Genomic DNA, 23,644 nt, shown 5'->3' with positions numbered 1-23,644 from the left:
TCGGTCTCGGATAGTCAAGCAGCAGGTTCACGAGCCCGATGATCCATCCTTATCCAGCAGTTTAGTGATCAGATCCATCCCCTGGTTCAGGTTGAGGGGTTTCGTCAGGTATGCGTCCATTCCCGCCGCCAGGCAACGTTCCTCGTCTTCTCGAAATGCGTGCGCCGTCATCGCCAGGATGGGTATGTGGTTACCTGTCGCCTGTTCCTTCTCCCTTATGATTTTGGTTGCTGTAAGGCCATCCATCCGCGGCATCTGCACGTCCATGATTATGAGGTCGTATCCCCCTCTTTCCCACATCTCGACTGCCTCCAGGCCGGTAAGCGCGAGATCCATATCGAGACCGAAAAGCTCAAGCGCGTTTTTCAGGAACTCCCCCGCCAGCGGATCATCTTCAGCCGCAAGGATGCGCGGTTTTCGGGGGTTCCCGTCATTGGCGTCAAATGCTCCCGGAATGAGGGTTTTTACTGGGGTGGAGGCAGTCGTTATCTCCGATTTACGGAACGGGAGCGTAAAGGAGAAGGTGCTCCCTTTCTCCTCTTCGCTCTCCACCGAAATTTCTCCACCCATCATCTCGACAATGAGCCGTGAGATGGCAAGCCCTAGGCCGGTTCCTCCGTAACTGCGGGTGTTGGAATCGTCAACCTGGCTGAAGGAGCGGAAGAGAAGGTGCATCTTGTCTTGCGGAATGCCTATGCCGGTGTCCCGGACGCTGAACGTGATCTCCGTTTTACCGTCCGGAGTCGTTCCGGTGGGTGTGACGAAAACCGATACTTCTCCCTGCACGGTGTACTTGACGGCATTGCCGATGAGATTGATGAGAACCTGACGGAGCCGTACATAGTCTCCAACTACGCCCGCCGGTACTTCATCCGAAATGGCAAGGCTGCAGCCGAGTCCCTTGTGGCGAGCTTCGTAGCAGAAGATATCCAGTGCTTCCGTGATGCACTCGTGGAGCGGGAACGGTTTCTCCTCGATGGAGACCTTCCCTGCTTCGATCTTGGAAAAATCCAGTATATCGTTGATTATCCTGAGCAGTGACGACGCGGAGTGCTCCGCCATCTCCAGGAATTCCCGCTGTTTGTCTTCCAGCGTCCCCGCCAGGGTCAGCTGAAGCATTCCGAGAACACCGTTCATGGGAGTGCGGAGCTCGTGGCTCATGTTGGCCAGGAACTGGCTTTTCGCCTGGTTTGCGGCTTCGGCGGATGCCCGCGCTTTTTCCAGCGCCTGCTGGTTCCGTATCTTCACCATTGCGACCGCCACCTGGTCGGCAACCGCTTTCATCAGGGCAAGATCTTCATAGCTGAACTTCGTTCTGGAGCGGGTGCCGAAGGATAGGGTGCCCAGGGCGCGCCCCTCCGCCAACAGGGGGTGGCAGGCGTAGGCCTTTACCCCGTATGACCTTACCAGATCCGTCCGCTGGTCGGATGTGTTCGGAATGTCCTCAGCTACGATGCGGCATGCATCGCGTGCCGCACAGCCGCAGACGGCAACGCCGTAATCGAGCCATTCGATCTTCTTCGCGTCCTCCTCGGGGATTCCGGCACAGGCGTTGAGATGCAGGCGCCCCTGCTCCTCATCCACAAGGAAATTGAAGAAGACGTCGCAATCAAGGAAGGACATTACGTTGCGGCAGAGGGACTCCACCATCTGCTGGGGCGATTCGGTCCGCAGGAGCTCCCCGGCTGTTTCCGCCAGCAGGTTCAGACGTGCCGAGATGGCGAGCAGGGCATCCTCCGCCTCTTTCCGTTCCGTGATGTCGTGAGCCATACCCACCGACCTGACTATCTTTCCGGAGGGGTCACGAAGATGTTCGCACTTTTCCAGAACGAAACGGACTTCCCCAGTTCCGCGCCTCACTATCCGGTGCTCGATCTGGTACGAGTCGCGTCCGTCCCGCAGGGAGGCTGAATAGGCCTCTGCGACCCTGGAACGGTCTTCGGGATGGACCGCTTCCAGAAATGCCTCATACGTCGCGTCGAATTCCTGGGGCTGAAGACCGAAAATCCGGTAGACTTCATCGGACCAGGTAAGCACGTTTTCCACAAGGTCAAGTTCCCAGCTGCCGAGATGAGTAATCTCTTGCGCACGTTTCAGCCGTTCCTCGTTGGCCCGCAATTCCTCTTCCACCTGTTTCTGTTCCGTGAGGTCCTGCATGACGTATACGGTCAGGACGATATCGCCCTGGGTGTTGCACACCGGCGCGACGCTGTAGGAGATGATTCTTTCGAGACCGGCGCGGGTATTTCGCAGGCGCACCTCGTAGTCCTGTACGAACTCACCCCGCTGCGCCTTGAAGGCCGGCCATTCTTCCACCGCCATCTTCCGGCCGTCCAGGTGATACAGACCGAAGCTGCCGGCATAATCGCTCAACTGGCGAAGCATCTCTTCCGGAGAGTCGAACCCGTGCAGGTGCAGGCCCGTTTTATTCATGGAAGTCATTGCTCCGCTGGTGTCTATGATGCAGACCCCCACGGGAAGATTGTCGATGGCGGCGCTCAGTTTCGCACGTTCTTCCTCCAGCGCTTCAGCCAGCTCACGGTGCAGTTCCCCGCTTCTCCGCACCTCCAGTTCCGTCTGTTTCCGTGCGGTGACGTCGTGCCATGCGATCAGTCCTCCGACGACATTTCCGTCTCTGTCCTCGATGGGGCCGGCGTGCGTGGAGATTGTGACACTGGTTCCGTCCGGACGTTTCAGGAGGTACTCCTCGTCATGGGAGACTTCGCCGGTGGCCACGGCACGGCTGAGCGGCAGATCCTGGGGGGGCACCAGCTCGTCCCGGTCCGGGTAGTAGATGCCCCATCTCTCCGAATGCTCATCTTCGGAAATTCCCTCGATAACTTCCCGTGGCCTGCCCGTGAGTTCCTGGCCATATCTGCTGACCATGCGGATCTTTGCATCGGGGGCGTCCGCAATGGTGAGCCCCATCGGCAGGTACTCCATGATCGCTTGCAGGATGCGGCGCCCTTCTTCGGCTTCAGATAGAGCCTGTCTCAGCTCCTCCTCCCGGCGCTTGAGCTGGGTGATGTCCTGTGCGAAACCGTACATCCTGATGATCTTTCCCGCCGAGTCAGTTACGAACTGCCCGCGGGCACGCACGTATCGCTCCTCTCCCGTATCCTGCCGTATGATCCGGTGCTCCAGCTCATAAGCTTTCTTTCCGCTCCGAGCATCCTGGAAGGCTGATGCCACGGAATCCCGGTCCTCGGGATGGGAAATATCCAGCAATTCAGCAGGCGAGAGGCTTTCCCGCTGAACCCCGTGGATGGCGAGCCATTGCTCGGAGAAGCTCCAGGCGTCCGTTTCCAGGTCCCATTCCCATGCTCCCGTGTGGGAAAGGCGCTCTGCCTCCGAGAGAAGCGCCTGGCTTTTCCGCACTGCCTCCTCCGCTCGCCTGAGCTCCGTAATGTCCAGAAATGCGCCGACCGCTCCGCGAAGGTTTCCTTTTTCGTCCCGCAGTGGAACGGCGTTGCTGTAGAGGGCGATCCTCCGGCCGTCCCCCCGTACGATGTCGAAGCTATCTCCCTGTACCGTTTCCCCCCGGGCTGCCCGTTGGATCGGGAGTTCGCCCGCCGCCAGCTCGCGCTCTCCGCATACCACCCGGTACTCTGGTGGCTGATCGGCACTCTTGGATACCTCGCCCCCCTGTGGTACGCCCAGAAATGTCTCCAGGGTCCTGTTGGCGCGGATGTGGGCGCAGGAGACATCCTCCGCTATCGCGAGCCCCATGGGGACCATGTCGAATATAGCCTGCTGTTCCGCAAGGCGTCTTTGCAGATCCTGGTTGAGCCTGGCAATCTCCTGTTCCGCCTCTTTGCGCCGGAAGACTTCCGTGATCACCGGCGCGATGGCTTCCACTGCTTCAATGTCTTCCTGCCGGTATCCACCGGGCCGGTTTCCCATTGCTATCAAACCGACTGCCCGACCTTCTTCCATCAGCGGAACGCTTAGCAATGATGTTAGCTTGGGGTGTCCCTGGGGCAGGCCGATGCAGGCCTGGAGGCTTTGCGGGTTGTTGGCCAGCAGCGGTTTTCCCGTCAGCAGCACCTGCCTGTACAGCCCGTGAAGGTGGAAATTCGCGGGGGTGGGGCTTTCACCTGCACAAGCATGCGTGGTACAGGCATCCCCGCCGGGATTTGTTATTGCTACATCTTGAAGAAGACCATCTTCGCCGATTTCGCCGATGAAACCGAAGCTGCTCCCGGTGATCTCCCCTGCAACCGCAAGGGCGGCCTCTCCCAGCTCCTCTTTGGAGTCCGCGCTCAGCGCCTGATGGAATATCCGGTTTATTCCCTGCAGCAGGGAGTTCTGGCGGCGTATCATTTCCTTTGTGCGTCTCCGCTCGGTAATGTCGTAGCCGTAAATGCGAACAACATTGAATTGCGGAGCAACGAGCAGCGTCTCGCCGTAGACGCGGTCCCTGATGTCGACATCGCGGTAAAAGATGCACTCGGTGTCGGGTTCGCAGTTTCTTATTATGTCGTTGATGTCCTGGGGGAGAAACAGCGCCATGTCATCAGCCGTCAGACCCATCTCCTGCAGCGCCCTCTCTGCGGCAGGATTATGAAAGATGACCTTCCCCGACAGGTCCGTTTCCAGCACCGGGTTGGGGTTCATTTGCGGGAAGGAAGCCAGGTGAAGCGTCCGCTCTTCCATCCGTTTGTGCTCGGTCAGGTCGACGAGGGTAATGACCACCCCGTCCACCTCCCCGGAGGGTTCACGGTAGGGGAGAACCCGCATCAGGTGCACGCGGCCCGCCTCGACCCCCGAAACCTCCCGCTCTACGGGCGTCAGTGTCTCCAGCACCGATGCTGCGTCACGTGTGAGCACAGGCCAGTCGATGCTCCGTGCGAAGTGGCTGAAGGAGCGCCCGATGTCGGCCTCGATCAGATTGAAGAGCTTCCCCATGGCGGGGGTAAAGCGTTTGATAATGAACTGCCGGTCGAGAAAGAGAGTTGCTATCTCCGAACTGCAGAGAAGATTTCCCATGTCTGCGTTGGCGCGGTTCAGTTCTTCCACCGTGGCTTGCAGCTCGGCGTTTACGGTTACCAGTTCCTCGTTGAGAGCCTGGAGTTCTTCCTTGGACGTTTCCAGCTCTTCGTTGGTGGACTGCAGTTCCTCATTGGCGGACTGGTATTCCTCGTTGATGGACATCAGTTCTTCGTTGGCCGAAAGGAACCCCTCGTGGGATGTCTCCAGCTGCTCCGTCGTCGCCTGGAGCTGCTCGTGGGTGACCCGTAACTGCTCCGCCAGTTGCCGGACCAGCATGTCCTTTGAAGCTTCGTCCCCGGTACCATCCTCTTCCGCACTCTGCAACAGCGGGAAGGGAGGAGGTGCGGCCTGTTCCAGGATCACCATGGCGAGGTCCGCCGAAGATGATTCGCCTCCGACCGGCTCGACAATGACGTTTACCGTCCGGCTTTCCTGTTCCCCCCCGAGAGCCACTCCCCGGAACGTCACCACCTTACGCTCCGAAAATGCTTTGTATATTGCGGCTCGCAGGGCTGGGCGCAGTTCCTCCCTCGCCATCTTGAGGATATCCCGTGTTGGCTCGCCGACCGGCACCTCAAGAAGATCTGTGGGGCGTGTGGAGACCTGGACTACCTCGTATCTTTCGTTCACCAGCAGACAGGGGGGGCAGTATCGCTCAAGAAGCAGCTTTTCCGCGGCGGCAGCAGGTCCGGGCGACCCATCCTTGGAGGGCAGCTGTTGCCGACCGTACTGAACCCTGCGGATCGTAGCAGTAAACGGGAAAGCCGGTTCATAGGTACGGCTACCCTCCAGCCGCTTAAAAATCTTCCACTTCTTGTCCAACGGCGCGAACAGGTCGCACGAACGTCCGGTGCTTTCCGAGCTTCCCAGGAAGAGGAATCCCGAGGGTCTGAGGACCTGGTGAAACAGGGAGATCAGCCGTTTCTGCATCTCCGGGTTGAGATAGATGAGGAAATTGCGGCAGACGAGGAGATCGAGCCGAGAGAACGGAGGGTCCTTGATGAGGCTGTGGTGCGCGAAGACGACCATCTCCCGGAGCTGCTTCGAAACCAGCCAGCCCCCTTCCTTTTTGCTGAACCAGGTCCTGAGCCTTTCTTCGCCGACCTCGCCCGCTACGTCGCCGGAGTAGAAACCGGCCCGTGCTTGTGAGACTGCTGCTTCATCGATGTCTGTGGCGAAGAACTGGACGGGAATCGAGAGTTTATTCTCAGTCAGGTACTCCCGGATCAGGATGGCCGTGGAATAGACCTCTTCTCCGGTGGAGCAGCATGCATGCCATATGCGCACCGGGCCTTCGGTGGTGTGCTGCTGGAAAATCCGCGGTATGACGCTTTTTCGCAAGACCTCGAAAGCCTCCGGGTCCCTGAAGAAACTGGTGACGCCGATGAGTATCTCCTGGCAGAGAGCGTGCGCTTCCTGCTCGTCCTGCTGCAGAAGAGAAATGTACCTCTCCGCATCCAGGATGTCGTTTACCGCCATCCGCCTCTCGATCCTGCGCAAGACGGTGTTGGCCTTGTACGAGGCGAAGTCGTGGCCGGTCCGGTCCTTTACCATGCGGAAAATCGCCTCCAGTTGCTGGCTCCTGACGGGACCGTTCTGGTCCTGTTTCGGTTCTATTCCTCGCGGCATTGCGCACCTCTGATCCTGCTGTTGAAATCGTAAACAAATACCATGAGATAGGGGGAGAGGCAAGGAGATAACTCTGCTATCTCTCATGTTTAGCCGCCCTGCTCTGCATCGGCTAAACATCTGTCAGGCTCGACTGAGGTTGCTGCGTGCTCAAATGTTCCGGGATGGCGAGGGTTGCAGTTAATGCGGGTTAGCATATGATGCTGTCGGGAGGAAAGGAATGAGGTGGGGGAGCCCGAAAGGGGCCAAGAAGTGGTGCGGCACCGGGTGCGGCGTGAAAATCAGGCCCGGCGGCTCCGTACGTAACCTTTGCGTTTCTGTTTCTTGCTGGACTTCTTCATGTAGGCTGATCGTTTTTCAGGAGATGCGGAGGCTACCTGAATTATGCGCGAGCGGGTGCCGGCGGTCCGCGTGGCCCGGACAGGCCGTGTCGGCTGATATGTCGCCTGGATCAGATTCATTGTAACCTTGGCAACTTCGGTTGCTGGGACTGAAGGAAGTCCGCCGGAGGGCCTGAAGGTGGCGGCAGCTATGGTGGAGACATCGCTCCGGAACTGGTTGAATACCTTTGTGTCCCGGTAGTTCAGGCGCGTGGTAAGAAGAACCACGAACAGGTCCTGTCTCGGGTCGATCCAGATGGAGGTGCCGCTGTAGCCGGTGTGCCCGAATGAATATTCGGAAAAGAACGCCCCCTTCGGCGCGGAATATGGCGAGGTGATATCCCACCCGAGGCCGCGCAGAACACTGCCGCCGGAGATATAGGGGGTGGTCATCTGGCTTACGACGCGTTCCGAGAAGATACGCTTTCCGTCTATGGTTCCTCCACCCAGCATGAGACGCGCAAAGAGGGCGAGATCCCTTGCGGAACCGAAGAGGCCTGCGTGCCCTGCAACACCGCCGAGGCGGCGGGCATTGCGGTCCTGGACTACGCCGCTGCTGTAATCTATCGTCGGAGCGATCATGGCGGCAAGGCCTTGCGGCGGCAGAAACATTGTGTCCGTAGCTCCAATGGGGGCGAAGATTTCCTCCTGGCAAAATTTGTCGAGGGTTTTCCCGGAGGCCCTCTGGATGAGTTCCCCAAGCAAAATGAAGTTGATGTCGGCGTAGTTGAAGCTTTTCCCGGCCGGTTCCCTCATTCTTGCGGCTGCAGCTTTACGGATTGCCGTCTTGATGCCGTCACCGCGACGCAGGTCGAAGTCGGCAAGGCCCGACGTGTGGGTAAGCAGGTTGATGATGGTCACGTTCGCCCGAGGTGATCGCCGGAACTCGGGGAACCACCGGGAGAGCGGGTCCAGGAGGGAGATGCGCCCCTCATCGACCAGCTTCATCACTGCCGGAGCCGTTGCCACTGCTTTTGTAAGAGATGCCAGATCGAAAATCGTCCGATCGCTCAGGGAAGGAGCGCCGGGTGTCCTGCTCATCTGCCCGCTTGCCGCGGTATGGATGATGCCGTCGCGGTTGCCGACCACGACCACGCCTCCCGTAATCAGGTTCGAGGCGATGGCTCGCTCCATAACCAGGCCGATGGTGGCGGCGCGCTCCGCAGCCGGTGTCTCTCCCTGTGCAGGGGAGACTGCCGGAAACAGCAGCAGGCAAATTGTGGCTATGAATGCGAGAACAGGCATACAGGAACCTTCTTGGGGGAGTCTTGCCGAACCTTCCTTACATATCGGCGGCCAGGTGAGATACTATAGCTTTATGAGCTTTGATATTCGGTGACGGCCGTCACACTTCGGTAGGGTCCTGGCGCGCGGAACGATTAAAGACGATTACTTTTTGCTACCCCTCATATTCCTGATATGCTAGATTCCTGTTTCCGGACATCCTGAGTTGAAAGCGGGGGAAAAGGTGAAAATCGGCGTGATTTCAGACACCCACGGGGTTCTTCGACCTGCGGCCGTCGCTGCTTTGCAGGGGAGCGATCTGATAATACACGCCGGGGACGTGGGGGCACCGGCCGTGCTGGAGGAACTGCGGGGGATAGCGCCGGTGGTGGCGGTGCGGGGCAACTGCGACCGCGGCCAGTGGGCTGATGCGCTGCCAGATCGGGAGATTGTCCTGGTAGAGTCTGCATGCCTGTGTGTGCTGCACGATCTGGAGATGCTCGACCTTGAACCTGTTTCGGCTGGTGTTTGTGGTGTGATCAGCGGGCACTCCCACACCCCCCGTGTGCGGGAGAAGGAGGGTGTCCTCTATCTCAATCCCGGCAGCGCAGGGCCGCGCAGATTCAGGCTCCCGGCTGCGGTGGCGCTCCTGCATGTAGAGGGGACCCGCCTTTCTGCCGACATTCTCATTCTCGAAGAGGGGAAGTGATGGGGCCTTCGTGCCGGCTCCGAAGCATTCAGTGGCTATGTGGCGGTAACCGAGAATTCGGGTGGATCGAAAATCGCCTTTTTTACCGCGCAAAGCTCAGCGGATTTCACGATGGCATTCCGATACTTATCGGGAAACCCGTCGGGAAGCGTGATTTCAAGCGAAACCCTTGCCAGCCGCTTCTTTCCGTCACTTTCCGCAAATTCGGCCCGTTGTGTCACCTTCATTCCTTCGGTCGGAATGTTTCGTTCCAGGCAGAAGCTCAGGGCGTAAATTCCGGCACAGGTCCCGACGGATGCGAGGAAATAGTCGAAGGGGGTCGGGGCGCTTCCTTCACCCCCACTGGATACCGGCTGATCCGTCATGATTTCCCTGCCGTCAACCTCTGCTAGGACCTTTTTCCCTCCGGGAAATGTCACAATTATGTCCATGCCAACTCCTTTTACTTTGAAATCATACGTGGTTTCTCAGCATCAGTTCGGCTGGAGCCGGGGAGAGGTATACCTGTCTCTCCAAATATTCCTCCTCGAACTTACGGATGTAATGTTTGAGGAGAGTGACCGGGACTATGAGGGGAATGAGCCGGTCGTGGTACTGGCTTATCAACTGGAGCAGCTCCTCCTTTTCGTCGGAGGAGAGTCGCTTCTTGAAGTATCCCGCTGCATGCATCAGCACATTCGTATTCTTCTTAACCGTTGCCTGCAACGCGCTCCCGCTCATCAGCAGGTTCTCGTACTGTCGTAACAGCTCCGGCAGCGGGAATGCCCCTGCCTGTGCGACGAGCTTCCCCATTTCGCGGTAGATCTGAGGAGAGTGAGCCAACATGAACAGCTTGTGTTCGGTGTGGAAGCGGACCAGCTTGCCGGCATCGGGATTCCCGGAGGTGAAGTCCTTCCACCGCCGACATGCAAAGGCACGTTCGATAAAGTTTTCCCGTATCAGGGGGTCGTTGAGGCGTCCTTCCTCCTCCACCGGCAGCAAAGGAAAACGCCGAACGACTGCATCTGCAAAGAAACCTCTTCCGCTTTTCCGTACTCCGCCGTCACCATATATCTTCACCCGGAACAACCCCGAACTGGGCGAGTTTTTCTTGAAAATGAAGCCGCACAGCTCTTCTTTCTCGAGCTCCCGGACCTTGGATTCACAGAACGAGAGCATCTGCTCGGTTTTGTCGAGCTTCGTCCGGACGGTGACCAGCCGGATGACATCGTTATCAACCTCCAGGCGCATGGCTTCGCGAGGAATCGGCATGCCGCATTCGACTTCAGGACAGACAGGAACCAGCCTGAAAAACCTGCCGAGAGATGCGACATAGTGGTCGAGCTTGTGCCCTCCGTCGTAACGGACACGTTCGCCGAGGAGGCAGGCGCTTACACCGATGGCTGGGGAGGTGGACATAAAGTTCCTCGCAACTCATGAGAAGTTCAATCCCAGTATTGCACAATCTCCTTCCGAGGCAAGTGCTAATCCTTCCGCTGGTCGGGTGGAAAGGACGCAGGCGCACCGTAAATGGCGGAGAGTGAAGACTAAAGAAAATTAACCATTCTGCCGATACCGCTCATGACGATTTTTTTGCTGTGGGGGCTCCGCAGTTCCTATTGAAGGATCTTTTGTGAAATTGTTCGCCATGTCTCTCAGAGTGCAGCTATTCCTGGTGGTTGCCATCGTGGCTCTTCCCGCTGCCGGAATCATCATGTTTTCAGGCTTCCAGCAGCGCCGTGCGGCTATCTCGGAATCATATGAGGAAGCCCGGAAAGTGGCCGAAGGGATAGCTGCAGAGCAGGACTCGCTGGTGAGCGCAGCGGAACAGCTGCTGGTTACCCTGGCGCAGCTACCTGATGTGAGGCAACGGGATAGCGTCCGCGTCGAACGGCTGCTGGCTGACGTGCTGCGGTTCAGCCCCCAGTATCTGAACATCTTCATTGCCGACCCGGCCGGAAAGATGTGGGGATCTGCAGTCCCGCTGAACAATCGCTTTTCTGTCGCCGACCGCCGTTACTTCATCAATGCAATTTCCACCGGTCGGTTCTCCTCCGGGGAACATATCATCGGCAGAATATTCAAACAGCCCACGATGAGCTTCGGATATCCCTTCAAGACTCCCACCCGGGAATATGGGGGAGTCATAGCGCTTAATTTCAACCTCGACTATTGCCGCAGAATGTTTGAGCGGGCGAAGCTACCGGAAGGCTCCTCTTACATCTTGACCGACCACCGCGGTATCATAATCCAGAGTGCGCTCAATCCAGGGCAGTATATCGGGACGCCCGAGCGCCCCGAGATTATGAAGATCATGCGTAACGGCGCCGAACGGGGGACTTTCATGGCTCCCGGCCTCGATGGGGTTCCTCGTTTTTTCGGGTACCGGAAGCTGTTTCTTCCTGGCGAATCAACATCCTACATGTATGTCCGGGTGGGGATTCCGGTGGAGACGGTGGTATCGGAAAGCACCCATGCCATCATTGCCAATCTTATAGTTCTTACGGCCTTTCTCGCACTGGCGCTCGCCGCCGGCTGGATAGTGGGAGAGCATTCCATCATCGGTCGAGTAAGCGCGCTTCAGGCAGCTTCGCGTCGGCTGGCGGCAGGAGACCTGGATGTCCGGGTGGCGACGGTGGTTGAGGGGGGGGAACTGGGAGAGCTTGCCCGTTCCTTTGACGATATGGCAATGCAACTGGCGGCACGAGAAGAGAAGCAGCGGGCGGCCGAGGAGGCGTTGCGCCGGCGGGAGAGCAATTATCGTGAAATTTTCAATGCCACCAAGGATGCACTTTTTGTTCATGAAGGAGAAACGGGAAGGATAGTCGAAGTCAACAGGGCCGCCGAGGAGATGTTTCAGTATACTGCTGAGGAGTTGATTCAGCTTTCCGTGCAGGATCTGAGCTTCGGTAAGCGCCCCTCCGCCAGGGATGAGGCCATGCGTCTGATGGGGCGTGCCTCGGGCGGCGAGCCTCAGTGCTTCGAATGGATTTCCGTCAGGAAGGACGGATCCCGTTTTTACAGTGAAGTCGTTCTGTCCGCGACCGCCATAGGCGGGCGGGGGCGGGTACTGGCGGTAGTGCGCGACATAACCGAGCGGAAACATGTGGAGGAAGATCTCAGACTCAAGAATTTCACCATCGAAAATTTCGCCGACTGCGTTTACTGGGTTTCTTCCGACGGCCATATCTGGGAGGTGAATGAAACTGCCTGCAGTACGCTCGGCTACAGATACTCCGACCTCATAGGACGGCATGTCTCCGAAATAGATAATGAAGTCAGCAGCTCCAGATGGGAGCAGTACTGGGAAGACATGAGGGTGGCGGGGAGCAAAAACCTTGCCGCCTTCCATCGCAGGAAGGATGGGAGTGTCTTCCCCGTCGAGGTGGCCGCCAACTACTTCCGGTATAACGACAGGGAGTATGTCTGTGCGATCGCCAGGGACATGACCTCGCACAGGCAGGCGGAGGAGGAGAAAAAGCGACTGCTCGAACAGCTGAACCAGTCCCAGAAGCTCGAATCCATAGGCAGGCTCGCAGGAGGAATCGCCCACGATTTCAACAACCTCCTCACCCCTATCATCGGCTACGCCGACATTCTCAGGGGGAGGTTTCGGGAGGGGAGCAGCGAAGGTCAGCAGATGGAGCGCATGCTGCTGGCGGCGCACAAGGCGAAGAAGCTCGTTCAGCAGCTCCTTGGCTTCGGCAGGAAACAGATCCTGGAGATGAAGGCCCTGGATCTCAACCAGGTGATAAGCTCTTTCCACGACATCCTCCGCAGAACAATCCGGGAGGATATCGAGATCAGAATGCTCCTGACACAGGACCATTGCGGGATCAGGGCTGACCGAAACCAGCTGGAGCAGATCATCATGAATCTGGCTGTCAACGCCCAGGATGCCATATCCGGCCACGGCACCATAACATTCGAGACGGCTCCGGTGCTGATCGATGAGGAGTACGCCCGGCAGCATCCGGGTATGGTCCCGGGGGAGTACGTCATGCTCGCAGTCACCGACAACGGGTGCGGAATGGACGAGGAGACGGTGAAGAATGTTTTCGAGCCCTTCTTTACCACGAAAGGTCATGGTACCGGCCTCGGCCTCGCAACAGTGTACGGCCTCGTCAAGCAGCACGGCGGCAGTATCTGGACCTACAGCGAGCCCGGCAGAGGGACTGTCTTCAAGATCTTTTTTCCGCTGGTCGCGGAGAAGGTGCTTGAGGCGGATGCCCCGGCGAGAGACGGCACCCGCAGGGGCGGGAAGGGCTGCACGGTCCTGCTCGTCGAGGACAATGAAATGGTTCGTCAGCTTGCTAACGAGATATTGCTCATGCAGGGGTTCAATGTCCTTCTGGCGGAGAACCCGCTTCAGGCTCTTGAGATAGCGGCGGACCGGATGGTGGACCTGCTGGTTACGGACGTGGTGATGCCGCACATGAACGGCCCGGAGCTGCATACCCGACTGCTTGAGGTACATCCCGCCCTGCCGGTTCTTTACATGTCGGGTCATACCGATAGCGTCATAGTTCACCATGGCGTCCTGAAAGAAGGGGTCAGTTTCATCCACAAGCCCTTCACCGTGCACGACCTGTTGCAGAAGGTCGAGAATGTCATTTCGTAAGCTTCACTGACCCGGAATTGCTGCTACTCCCGCTTCAAGCCCTGCCTCTGCCTCAAATTCAGCTCACGCCGTTTGCCTTCCCCCTCCCGTACCCTATAATGATCAAACGAGCAGCGCAAGCAATCGCAAGGATGGCTGATGAGAGTTCTCCTTCTGGCAATGCCCGATGCGGCGAACAATTTCAATCGCATAATAAAAGTGCCGAATCTCGGTCTTTGCTCCATTGCCGGGAACCTGCCGGGGCACCAGGTAAAGATCGTGGACCTGGTTCTCGTCCACCGGAGGATACGCCCCTGGCTTCATAAATTTCTGCAGGAATTCCGTCCCGATCTGATCGGAATAAGCAGCATGAGCTTCCAGTACCGGAGCGCCGTCGAGGTGGCCGGCATCTGCAGGGCTTCGGTCCCGGAAGCGAAGATTGTCCTGGGGGGCTATCACGCGACACTTGCCGGCGGTGAACTGACGCCGCGGGGCGCGCCTTTCGACTTCCTCATCCGCGGGGAGGGAGAGGGGGCTTTTCCTTTGCTGGTGGAGGCCCTGGAGAGGGATAGAGGTTACGAATCGGTGCCGGGACTTTCATGGGCGCGGGAGGAAGGCTTCATTCACAACCCGGCGGGCTGCCTTCTCGATCTTGAGCGCCTTCCTCTACCCGACAGGAAGGCCCGCGTTCTGGACGGATTCACATATTTCGGACGAAAGATGGACTGTGTGGAGACATCCCGCGGCTGCACGATGCCGTGTACTTTCTGCTCCATCAACGGAATGTACGGTACGAGCTTCCGCCGGTTTCCTCTTTCCCGGGTGATCGCGGACCTGAAGGAGCTGCAGCGGCATGGGACGGAGACGGTGCTGCTTGTGGACGATAACGTCACTCTTGACCCGCTCCGTTTCCGGCGCCTTGGGGAAGCGATAATCGAAAACGGTCTAAACGCAATGGAATATCTGGTGCAGGCATCAGTTGAGGGGATCGTCGCAGACCCGGAACTGATTCCCGTGCTGGCGCGGGCGAATTTCAGGCTCGTTTTCCTGGGTATAGAAGCGGTGCGTGAGGAGACTCTGCGCCGCTTCAGGAAAGGGGACATCCGGGAGAAGACCGAGCGGGCGGTAGCCCTCTTGAGGGCGCACGGGATTGCCGTCATGGGCGGGCTCATAGTAGGCAACCCGGAGGATACCCGGGAGGATGTCCGTGAGGTGTTTCGTGTCGCCAGAAGGCTCAAGGTGGATCTTCCGTACGTCCAGTGCGTAACGCCGTATCCGGGAACGGTCATCCGGAAGGAGCTGCTTGATGCCGCACTTGTCGAAAACCATGACGATCTGAGCAGGTATACCGGCTTCATCTGCAACGTCCGCACAAGGCACCTTACCCTGAAGCAGCTTAACCGCATCATGAACTGGGAGAACATAAAGATCTTCTTCAGCCCGTCGATGTTCAGGGGGAATTACTTCGTGAGGAAGAGGGAGAAGGGGGCGCTGAAGGTCCTGCTGAGCGCCCTTGAGCATATACGTGGCTGGTTCAGTGGGGACCAGTTCAGATCCCGGCATACGTTCTGAGGAATCTGTTCGAAGGGCCTGCAGTTACCGGGGATTTTTTCAGCAGGTAAGCATGGGCCGAAAGGCCGGCTCCGTAGGCAGCCATCAGACACCAGTCTCCCGGAGGGACCCCCTCCCGGAGCAGTTCGTCGAGAACGAACCAGACTGTGGGAGACGACATATTGCCATACTCTTCCAATATGCGGCGGGTTGCCCGGAGCCGCTCCTCCGGAATGCCTATTTCGTCCCGCACCGCGTTGATGATCTTTTCCCCTCCGGTGTGGAGCGCCCAGTGCCGGATGTCGCCGGGCGTAAGGCTCCGGCAGGAGAGAACCTCACCGACGGCCTCCGCGGCGGCAACCTTGACGACCCCCGGCAGGTTCAGGGAGAGCTGGTTGTGAAGTTGTCCCTGCCGGTGAACGAAGCGTATATCGTCACGTTTCTCGGGGACGTATCGTGATGCGGAAGCAACCAGCTCCAGCCCCTCCGGCCTCTCCCATAGGACAGCCGCAGCCGCTCCGTCGGAGAAGATCGCGTTGGACATGATCAGGCTCAGGCTGTTGTCCATCTGAAAGACGGCACTGCATATCTCGACGGCCACGCTCACCACGGCGCCTCCGGTGGTTCCGAGTATCGATTCGGCCACCTGAAGGTTCGGGAGGGCGCCGCCGCAGCCGCTCCCCACCATGTCGTACACCCTGGTGCTGCGGGGGAGCCCCAGCCTTTCAAGGAGATAGGTGGATATGCCGGGGCAGATGTAGCCCGTGCAGGTGTTGACCACGAGCCCCCTGACGTCGGCGACTCCCAGGCCGGCCCTGTCCAGTGCGCTTGCAACAGCCTCCCCAGACAGCTCTATCGACTTTTCGGTGAACCTGGCGATTCTTTCGTCAGGAGATTCGTCGATGACGCGTAACGGGTCGTCCAGGGCGAAGTGTCGTTTCCGGATGCTGGGGTGCGAAAAGGTGGCCCGGATCAGCCCCTGGCTACGGGGGGTCAGCATCGCGGAGTACCGGTCCCGGATCAGGTCGGCAACGAACTGCTGGTCCGCGCTGAAGGCAGGAGCCACGGCAGCAATGGAAGCTATGTAAGCTTTTGCGGTGCCCATCGATTCAGTGCCTCCACAGCTTTCCCGAATACATGTCGTTGAACGCCTCCGAGTATAGCCTAAGCATCTCCGAACGGTACGTCTCGTCCACTGTGACGGCCCTTTCGGTCCATGCCGCACAGTAGCCGCACTCACTGCATCCAGTACTCCGGCAGTCGATCTCCTTAATTCCCCTAATAAACCCGTCCAGCGCCCTGTTGTCTATGCGGACCGGCTCCCCTTCCGTCGCCGCGATCAGCCCTCGTTTTTCCGCAAGCGTTTTCAGCTTCAGCATCCCCGATGTGCTGATGGTCCGCGGTCTGAAGAAATACCTTAGAAACCTCCCGATATCCCTCATGCCTCCAAGTCCGGAGCCCGGTTTCCCCCTGTAACCGTACGGCTGGATCAGGTCGAGCAGATTACCTTCGAAGCTGCGCTCGGCATAGGCGCGAACACGCTTTTCCATGAGAGCGGTCGGCGCACCCCTTTCGAGGATCTTGAAGGAGGTGTATCCCAGCTCCTCGTACAGGTGGATGTCCTCCGGCCTGATGAATTCGGACCGCAGATAGTGGGAGGGGTCGGCGAGTTTGTGGAATGAGCAGCTGAGAGCGCAGTAGTCGATCATGAAGCCGCGGCTGGAGTGCCCCTTCTGGGAGGCGTGCGAGAGGTTTACCATGTGCTGCCCCGAAAGCGGACAGAAGATGAGGCAATTGGAGTTGGCTATCAGCTGGAGCTCCAGCCGGACGCTTCGCCGTATAGCCGCCAGCAGCGGAAAGTTGCGGTTGACCGAGATCGATTCCAGGGTGATGCAGTCGGCGCCCAGATCCTCCCAGTATCGTGCCTTGGCGACGCTGTCCACGCGGGCATACACCCCGATTCTCACTTTAAGCCGTGGGTGCCGCTTTTTGATTATGGGGAGCAGGAAGGGAAGGGAAACCGTTACGGCAGTGACGCCGGCTTCCTCGATGAAACCCAGTAGGCGCTCCAGATCCGCCTGACCTTTGCGGGTGTACTCCCTGTTGTCCATGCATGCCGGATTGACCAGATAGTTGAAGCCTATGCCGCGTTCTGCGGCCAGCCGTACGTGCTCCTTGAACTCCTTCCGGCCGAGGGGGGAAAGCATGAAAGAGGCGCGCCCCCCGCCGATGCTGTCGGCGGGGAGCTTTCCGAAGAGCTCCGCCACCGGCAAGCCTTTCATGGCGTCGAGAAAATCTGACCTGAAATTCGTTGCTACTGAAAATATCACACGGCCTCTCCTCTCAGTACCATCAGCCAGAACGGCTCCCGGTGAATTGTGAACGCAGGGACGCCGGCGCAGGAGGCGAGTGATGCAAGCTCGGCAGGAGTGTAGCTTCTCAGGACGGAGAGGGGGCCGTCATTTCGTGTGAGCCGGTTACGGGTGAAGAGCCTCGTGAGGATGCTTATCAGGAAACACGCCGTCCAACTGCGCCGAAGATCGAGGATCAGGTATCCCCTCCTCGCGACCCTCGCCGTTTCCCTGATGAGCTGCACCGCCTCTTCATCTGCGAAGTGGTGGAGGGTCTTGCAGCAGATAACGTAATCGAAGCTGCGGTCGGGATACGGCAGGTCGAGCCCGTCAGCAACCGCAATGCGGATTTCGGGGATATGGCCGGTCTTTTTCCGCGCTATTCCGACGGTGTGTGGATTGTTGTCGATTCCCGTTATCTCGATTCCGACTCCTCGGTTTCGACACCATCCGGCTATGGCGGCCGGTATGTCCGCCGAACCTGTCCCCACATCCAGCAGTGTCATCCGTCCGCTCGCCCCCCCGGTCATCGCCGAAAGATGCTTCAGCACCGCAAGGGTGTCTCCCAGGTACCTGTTTACGATGCTGATGTCCTTGAGGCTTCCCTCCAGTTCCTCGAATGCGTATGCTTCATGGGGGAGGTCCAGCAGTTCGCGTTCGGTCCTGCGCTTCGGGGTGGGGAGCATGGGAATCCTCGCCTGGAGGGGGTGCCGAGCTTAATTGATAGTACCATCATTTTCCCGAGGCGCCACATCACCAGGAACGGTTAATGACCCGGCTCCTTTGCATCAGCCTGTTCAGGGACGAGGAGTACCGCCAGAAGGGGGTGGGCAGCTTCAGTGCCGCGCCCAGGCGGCGGAATGCTCCCACAGGCCCGAGTCTGGTGTCGGACGGGAATATGCAGCGTTCCTGGGCCTCAATGCCGTAGCGCAGCATTTTCTGCGCCTGCTTGAGGGTGAGCCGGGGCGTGAAGTAGAAGGCCGGCATAAGGAGATCCTCTGCCGGGGATACGACCTCCTCCCGCAGAGCCGTCTCATGCATGCCGGTGCCTGGATAGATCCGGATACCGGTAGTGATGAAGGCCCTGTCCTTTCCCGGTATCTTCCGGTTCATGAAGGCAATGGTTTCCGCCAGGGTATTTTCATCCTCCTCCGGCCCCCCGAGCAGAAAACACCAGAGCGCACGGATGCCTGATCCGGAGAGGAGAAAGGCGGCGCGGGCGACCTCTGCTGCGGTGAACCCTTTGCGAAGCGCAGCCAGGGTTGCATCCGAGGCGGCTTCCGGCGTGATCACCACCGAGACCACTCCGGCCCTTTCCATGAGCCGCACCTGCGAACCGGTCAATCCGGATGGGGAGAGGGATGAGACATGGAAGCGGGCCCGGATCCGGCTCCGTATAATTTTTTCCAGCAGCATCTCCATGTATCCCTCCGGCTGATTGAAGACGCTGTCCACGAACTCGAACTCCATCCCTCCGGCGGCCATCGCTGCTTCGATTTCCTCTGCCACCTCTCCGGGGTCCCTGCACCGCCATCGGTTCCCCTCGATTGCGGGATAGGTGCAGTAGAGGCAGCGATTCGCGCATCCCCGCTTCCCCTGTACCGGGATGACCGGTTCGAACCGCAGGTACAGCTTCGTATCCACCCATCGATGCAGCCGCGGCATCACGCCGATTCGGCCCAGGTGCTCGCCGGCCTCCGGGGCGGCTTCTTCCCTCCTGCACACGACGCCGGGTATCCGCGATCGTTCCTCCGCTCCACCGGCCTGAAAGAACATAACCGCAGCAGCCTCCCCCTCCCCGGCAACTGCGTAATCCAGTTCCAGAAATTCGAGTACCCGCCGGGGCATGATGCTCACTCCAGCACCACCGATCAATACAGGGGCATCGGTGCGGCTCTTCAGGAAGTCGACAACTTCCTTCACCTCGTGCAGGTATGATCGGGGTGACAGAAGGTCGCAGTTGTCGAGGTTCCGGAGGGATATCCCGATGCCGTCGGGCCCGAAGGTTCTCAGGGTGTCGTCGATCCGCCTGAGCGGCCGCTTTTCGAAGCAGAGGTCAAGAAGGCGGACCTGGAATCCCGCGACCTGAAGGGCCTGGGCGACCAACGCCGCCCCGGCCGGCAGGACCGGTTGCGGCGCCAGTTCCCGGTTGGTGCTTATCAACAGTATCCTTTGAGTCATGATTTCCCCGCAGTGTGCCGAAACAATGATAAACGAGGATGCCCGCTACGCAAGGTCGATCTCTGCGGCCGGCCATTGACTTCGAGACGCTTTGCACAATGATTGTGGTACGGTGGCGCGAGCAACTTCTCGAAGGGAGGACACGGCATGGTCAAAAGCCTCGCCATGGTGGCGGCTATTTGTATTGCGGCAGTTTGCGCGTTTGGAGAGGGTGCGGAAAGCATTACAGGGAGATGGAACAGCGAGGATGGCAGGGCGAAAATAGACATCTATCGCTGCGGTTTCCACTATTGCGGGAAGATCGTATGGCTCGGCATGCCGGAATATCCGCCCGACGACGAAGAAGGGATGGGGGGAAGGCCGCGGGTGGACAGGGAAAACCCTGACCCGGCGCTTCGGAATCGTCCTCTGCTTGGCTTGCAGATAATGGAAGGGTTCCGCTATGCTGGTGATGGGTTATGGGAGAAGGGGCGCATTTATGATCCGGAGTCGGGTGCGACCTACAAAAGCGAGATCAGGCTGGTGTCTCCCCGCCGTCTGGAGTTGAGGGGCTATATCGGAATCCCGCTGTTCGGCAGGAGCACTGTCTGGACGAAATAGACGCTATGTCACTTGAGCCGGTTCTTGACCGGAATTTCTCCCGATGCGTGGGGAGTGATCATAATAGGTTCTCAAAGTAATCCTTCTATGTTAACAATTGGACCCTCTATGCCTGGACCGGATATAAAAACTGATGCTCAACGGGCTTTTGTTGTACGCCTGGTTCTCGGTGTACTTGCAGCAAACCTGTTCGTCCTCCTCCTTGCAGGTGTTTCGGTCTTTCAGAGCCGGCAGCAGCATGAATCCCGGGTGAGAACGCAGACCCAGAACCTTGCCGGAGCTCTGGAAACCAGCCTGAGCGGCATGATCGACAAGATCGATATAGTGTTGCGCACGGTGGCGGATGAGACCCAGAGGCAGATACGCAACGGCGGTATGGATGCAGCCTCTTTCGTGCGGTTTGTTGACAGTCAGCGGGAGCGGGTCGCCGAGCTATACAGCCTTCGGGTGTCTGACGAGGCCGGGAACATCAGCTATGAAAACGGGTCGGGCACCTTCAATATCTCCGACCGGGATTATTTCATCCGGTTGCGGCAAGACCCGAATGCAGGACTGGTGATTTCCAGGCCCGTCTTCGGCGTGGTTAGCAAAAGGTGGCTCCTCGGGTTCGCACGCAGGATCGATGCGCCCGATGGTTCCTTTGCCGGTGTCGTTCAGGGTACCATCCCCATAGATCTGCTGACCGGTCTCTTTGCTTCCTTCGAACTTGGGAGCGATCCCGTAGTGACGCTGCGTGATGCTCAACTAAACGTGGTAGCACGGTACCCTTCTGCCGAGGGAGGGACGGTCACGATAAACAGCAGAAAGGTCTCCCGTGAATTTCGCAGCCTGATCCAGCAGGGACACACTTCCGGAACATATCTCACTTCCGGCAGCCTGGACGATGTGAAACGGATGTTTTCGTACCGGAAGTTGCCGAAGTATCCTCTCTACGTCAATGTCGGACGGGCTACCGGCGATTACCTGGCCGACTGGTGGCGGGATCTTTTCACCATGTCGTCTCTGGTCGTGCTGTTTGCGCTGGGTACGCTCTACTCTTCCAGGGTGATATTCCTCAAGTGGAAGAACGAGCAGCAGGCGGAAGAGGAGTTGAGGCGGGCCAACAGGGACCTGGAGGAGCGTGTTGCGGAGAGGACCGTAGAGCTCTGCACGGCGAACGAACAGCTGAATATGGAGCTGAACGAGCGAAAGAAGGCGGAACAGATCACCAATCGGGTGCTTTCATTCGTCCGTACGCTACTGGCATCTTCTCCGACGGGTATACTGGTTTACGAGGGGGCTTCGGGAAAATGCGTTCTTGCAAACGATGCAGTTGCACGAATGATCGGCGGTTCGGTTGCGGAGATTGAGGCCCAGAACTTCAGAACCATAGCATCGTGGCGGGAAACGGGGTTCGACCTGACGGCGGAATCGGTTTTGGCTGACGGCGTTACCCGACGCGCGGAGAAGTGCTTTGCCAGCTCCTTTAAGAAGTCCGTCTGTCTTGAGTGCCTCTTTTCCAGGTTCGAGAATGACGGCGTCCCTCATCTGCTTGTGATCGCCATGGACGTCTCTGAAAAGAAAACCCTGGAAGACGAGAAAAAACTGATTCAATCGCAGATGCTCCATGTGCAGAAGCTGGAGAGCCTGGGGGTACTGGCCGGCGGCATTGCACACGATTTCAACAACATTCTGATGGCGGTCCTCGGGAACGCCGACATGGCGCTCATACACACGGACCCTCAATCTCCCGCACAGGAGAACATCAGGCAGATCGAAAAAGCGGCACGCAGGGCGGCGGACCTGGCGCGGCAGATGCTCGCATATTCAGGTAAGGGGCACTTTCAGGTCGAGCCGGTGAGCCTGCGGGCTGTCGTGGAGGAAATGACGGAACTTCTGGAGGTGTCGATATCGAAAAAAGCCGCCCTTCATCTCAGCTTCTCCTCCGAGCTGCCTCTGATCGAAGCCGACGCGACGCAACTCCGTCAGGTCATCATGAACCTCGTCATCAACGCTTCCGAAGCCCTTGGCGATGCGGTGGGGGATATCCATGTCTCTGCGGGCCGCATCGAATGCGATGCTGCTTGTTTTTCCCAGGGGTGGCTGGTTGAACAGCTTCCCGAAGGTTCCTATGTGTATCTGGAGGTTTCCGATACCGGTCCCGGCATCGATCCGGAGGTAATGGGGAAGATATTCGATCCTTTCTTCTCCACCAAGTTTACGGGGAGAGGCTTGGGGATGGCGACGGTCCTCGGCATTGTCCGGGGCCACAAGGGGACTATCCTGGTCAGGAGCGAGAAGGGGAGGGGAGCTTCCTTCAGAGTGCTTCTTCCCGTTCCGGCCGAGCCGGCTCCCGAAGTTCTCCCGCCTCCCCCCACGTCGGATGCCGCACCTGCAAGCGGTACGGTGCTGCTTGTCGATGATGAGGAGTCGATCCGCAGCCTGGGAAAAGAGATGCTGCAGGCCTTAGGCTATGACGTCCTCACGGCAGCAGATGGTGCTGAGGGTATAAGGGTCTTCGAATCGCGAAGAGACGAGGTCAGGTGCATCCTTCTTGACCTCACGATGCCGCATCTGGATGGGAAGGAAGCACTGGCCGAAATAAGGGGTCTTGACCCGGATGTGCCGATTTTGCTGTCGAGCGGCTATCACGAGCAAGAGGTGGGGAAACAGTTCCTGAATGCGACCCATATCGAATTCATTCAGAAGCCCTTCGGGATGGAGCAACTGAAGCAGAAGCTTCATCGGCTTCTCAGCGGAGAAAGCGTACCGGGGCAGGAGGGGCGGAGCTTGTGAAGGCGCGGCCAAGGGGCTTTGGGAAAGGTTGGAAAACGATTCTCACCGGAAACGGTATTCGAACTCGCTTTTCATCTCCCGAACCTTCCGCAATTCCCTCTCGCTGCATTCAGGGCACATCCCATGGCTGAACAGGGCTTCTGAATGCTCGGTTATATAGCTTTCCAGCTGTTGCCATATCTCCTCGTCATTCCTTATCTTATGGCAGTACGAGCAAATAGGGATGATTCCCTTCAGAGCCTTGATCTCCGCTTCCATCTTGACCCGTAGCGCCTCCTGTGCATCGACTCTCTCGGTGACATCGATGCAACTGCCGATATAGCCGGCAAACTCGCCACGCTCGTCGGTAAAAGGCACCCCCCGGTCGAATATCCAGCGATACTCACCGTCATACCGCTTCAGGCGGTATTCCATCTCGAATATCTCCCGTGCGTGGAATGCGCCCAGGTAGATCTTCAGGCAGCGGTCGTAGTCTTCGGGATGAACTCCTTTTGCCCACCCGTTTCCGTATTCCTCCGCCATCGAGCGGCCTCTGAACGAGAGCCAGCGCTCGTTGAAGTAGTCGCAGAGGGCTTCGGTGTTGGCCCTCCAGCTCAGGATGGGAGATTGCTCAACCAGCGCTTCATATTCCTGTAACGTGAGCTTTTTTCTTTCCACTCAATACTCCTTAATG

14 protein-coding genes are annotated in these 23,644 nt (G+C 58.4%); 5 read left to right on the top strand and 9 right to left on the bottom strand.

Translation table 11 applies throughout. The features are described from left to right. Window positions 1-27: 27 nt before the first annotated feature. Complete coding sequence (locus CFB04_RS06950; RefSeq protein ID WP_172825452.1) at window positions 28-6,621, bottom strand: PAS domain S-box protein; 6,594 nt, start codon at window positions 6,619-6,621, stop codon at window positions 28-30. 281 nt (window positions 6,622-6,902) lie between these two features. Beyond that, window positions 6,903-8,246 carry a serine hydrolase gene (locus tag CFB04_RS06945; RefSeq protein ID WP_088534597.1) on the bottom strand — a complete coding sequence of 448 codons (1,344 nt, stop codon included), beginning with the start codon at window positions 8,244-8,246 and terminating at the stop codon, window positions 6,903-6,905. Between the two features lie 223 nt (window positions 8,247-8,469). Between CFB04_RS06945 and CFB04_RS06940 the strand changes: the two genes are divergently transcribed. After that, complete coding sequence (locus CFB04_RS06940) at window positions 8,470-8,934, top strand: metallophosphoesterase family protein (protein WP_088536732.1); 465 nt, start codon at window positions 8,470-8,472, stop codon at window positions 8,932-8,934. Window positions 8,935-8,969: 35 nt separating this feature from the next. Here CFB04_RS06940 and CFB04_RS06935 read toward each other — a convergent pair whose 3' ends face one another. Together CFB04_RS06935 and CFB04_RS06930 are read right to left on the bottom strand one after the other, a co-directional pair. Beyond that, complete coding sequence (locus CFB04_RS06935; RefSeq protein WP_088534596.1) at window positions 8,970-9,365, bottom strand: OsmC family protein; 396 nt, start codon at window positions 9,363-9,365, stop codon at window positions 8,970-8,972. A gap of 22 nt (window positions 9,366-9,387) precedes the next feature. Further along, entirely contained in the window at window positions 9,388-10,332 is a 945-nt protein-coding gene (locus CFB04_RS06930) for a DUF523 and DUF1722 domain-containing protein (RefSeq protein ID WP_088534595.1), read from the bottom strand. A 214-nt stretch (window positions 10,333-10,546) separates the two neighbouring features. On the opposite strand from CFB04_RS06930, the gene CFB04_RS06925 reads away from it, so the two are divergent. Continuing rightward, window positions 10,547-13,534, top strand: a complete 2,988-nt coding sequence (locus tag CFB04_RS06925; RefSeq protein ID WP_088534594.1) for a PAS domain S-box protein — start codon at window positions 10,547-10,549, stop codon at window positions 13,532-13,534. Window positions 13,535-13,672: 138 nt separating this feature from the next. Then, window positions 13,673-15,085: a radical SAM protein gene (locus CFB04_RS06920; RefSeq protein ID WP_088534593.1), complete on the top strand. Its 1,413-nt coding sequence runs from the start codon at window positions 13,673-13,675 to the stop codon at window positions 15,083-15,085. On the opposite strand, the gene CFB04_RS06915 is transcribed toward CFB04_RS06920, so the two are convergent. The 4 genes from CFB04_RS06915 to CFB04_RS06900 all read right to left on the bottom strand — a co-directional run bounded on the left by CFB04_RS06915 (window position 15,063) and on the right by CFB04_RS06900 (window position 19,596). After that, a complete protein-coding gene (locus tag CFB04_RS06915) occupies window positions 15,063-16,169 on the bottom strand; it encodes a type III polyketide synthase (protein ID WP_088534592.1) in 1,107 nt (368 codons plus the stop codon). The genes CFB04_RS06920 and CFB04_RS06915 overlap by 23 nt on opposite strands. A 4-nt stretch (window positions 16,170-16,173) precedes the next feature. After that, window positions 16,174-17,394, bottom strand: a complete 1,221-nt coding sequence (locus tag CFB04_RS06910) for a U32 family peptidase (RefSeq protein WP_088534591.1) — start codon at window positions 17,392-17,394, stop codon at window positions 16,174-16,176. Further along, entirely contained in the window at window positions 17,391-18,101 is a 711-nt protein-coding gene (locus CFB04_RS06905; RefSeq protein WP_088534590.1) for a methyltransferase domain-containing protein, read from the bottom strand. The genes CFB04_RS06910 and CFB04_RS06905 overlap by 4 nt, the downstream gene beginning before the upstream one ends. A gap of 67 nt (window positions 18,102-18,168) precedes the next feature. Continuing rightward, window positions 18,169-19,596 carry a cobalamin-dependent protein gene (locus CFB04_RS06900; RefSeq protein WP_088534589.1) on the bottom strand — a complete coding sequence of 476 codons (1,428 nt, stop codon included), beginning with the start codon at window positions 19,594-19,596 and terminating at the stop codon, window positions 18,169-18,171. A 147-nt stretch (window positions 19,597-19,743) separates the two neighbouring features. Between CFB04_RS06900 and CFB04_RS06895 the strand changes: the two genes are divergently transcribed. After that, complete coding sequence (locus tag CFB04_RS06895; RefSeq protein ID WP_088534588.1) at window positions 19,744-20,196, top strand: DUF2147 domain-containing protein; 453 nt, start codon at window positions 19,744-19,746, stop codon at window positions 20,194-20,196. 108 nt (window positions 20,197-20,304) lie between these two features. After that, window positions 20,305-22,971 carry a response regulator gene (locus CFB04_RS06890; protein ID WP_088534587.1) on the top strand — a complete coding sequence of 889 codons (2,667 nt, stop codon included), beginning with the start codon at window positions 20,305-20,307 and terminating at the stop codon, window positions 22,969-22,971. 42 nt (window positions 22,972-23,013) lie between these two features. On the opposite strand, the gene CFB04_RS06885 is transcribed toward CFB04_RS06890, so the two are convergent. After that, a complete protein-coding gene (locus CFB04_RS06885) occupies window positions 23,014-23,628 on the bottom strand; it encodes a PAS domain-containing protein (RefSeq protein ID WP_088534586.1) in 615 nt (204 codons plus the stop codon). Window positions 23,629-23,644 lie beyond the last annotated feature (16 nt).

Source organism: Geobacter sp. DSM 9736 (assembly GCF_900187405.1).
Classification (GTDB): Bacteria; Desulfobacterota; Desulfuromonadia; order Geobacterales; family Geobacteraceae; genus DSM-9736.
The sequence above is the reverse complement of the archived record's forward strand: the minus strand, read 5'-3'. Positions and strand labels throughout refer to the sequence as shown.

Coding starts and splice junctions, on each gene's coding strand:
- CFB04_RS06930 (WP_088534595.1), bottom strand. CDS start 10,332: ATGTCCACCTCCCCAGCCATCGGTGTAAGCGCCTGCCTCCTCGGCGAA.
- CFB04_RS06950 (WP_172825452.1), bottom strand. CDS start 6,621: ATGCCGCGAGGAATAGAACCGAAACAGGACCAGAACGGTCCCGTCAGG.
- CFB04_RS06895 (WP_088534588.1), top strand. CDS start 19,744: ATGGTCAAAAGCCTCGCCATGGTGGCGGCTATTTGTATTGCGGCAGTT.
- CFB04_RS06945 (WP_088534597.1), bottom strand. CDS start 8,246: ATGCCTGTTCTCGCATTCATAGCCACAATTTGCCTGCTGCTGTTTCCG.
- CFB04_RS06900 (WP_088534589.1), bottom strand. CDS start 19,596: ATGACTCAAAGGATACTGTTGATAAGCACCAACCGGGAACTGGCGCCG.
- CFB04_RS06915 (WP_088534592.1), bottom strand. CDS start 16,169: ATGGGCACCGCAAAAGCTTACATAGCTTCCATTGCTGCCGTGGCTCCT.
- CFB04_RS06935 (WP_088534596.1), bottom strand. CDS start 9,365: ATGGACATAATTGTGACATTTCCCGGAGGGAAAAAGGTCCTAGCAGAG.
- CFB04_RS06920 (WP_088534593.1), top strand. CDS start 13,673: ATGAGAGTTCTCCTTCTGGCAATGCCCGATGCGGCGAACAATTTCAAT.
- CFB04_RS06905 (WP_088534590.1), bottom strand. CDS start 18,101: ATGCTCCCCACCCCGAAGCGCAGGACCGAACGCGAACTGCTGGACCTC.
- CFB04_RS06890 (WP_088534587.1), top strand. CDS start 20,305: ATGCCTGGACCGGATATAAAAACTGATGCTCAACGGGCTTTTGTTGTA.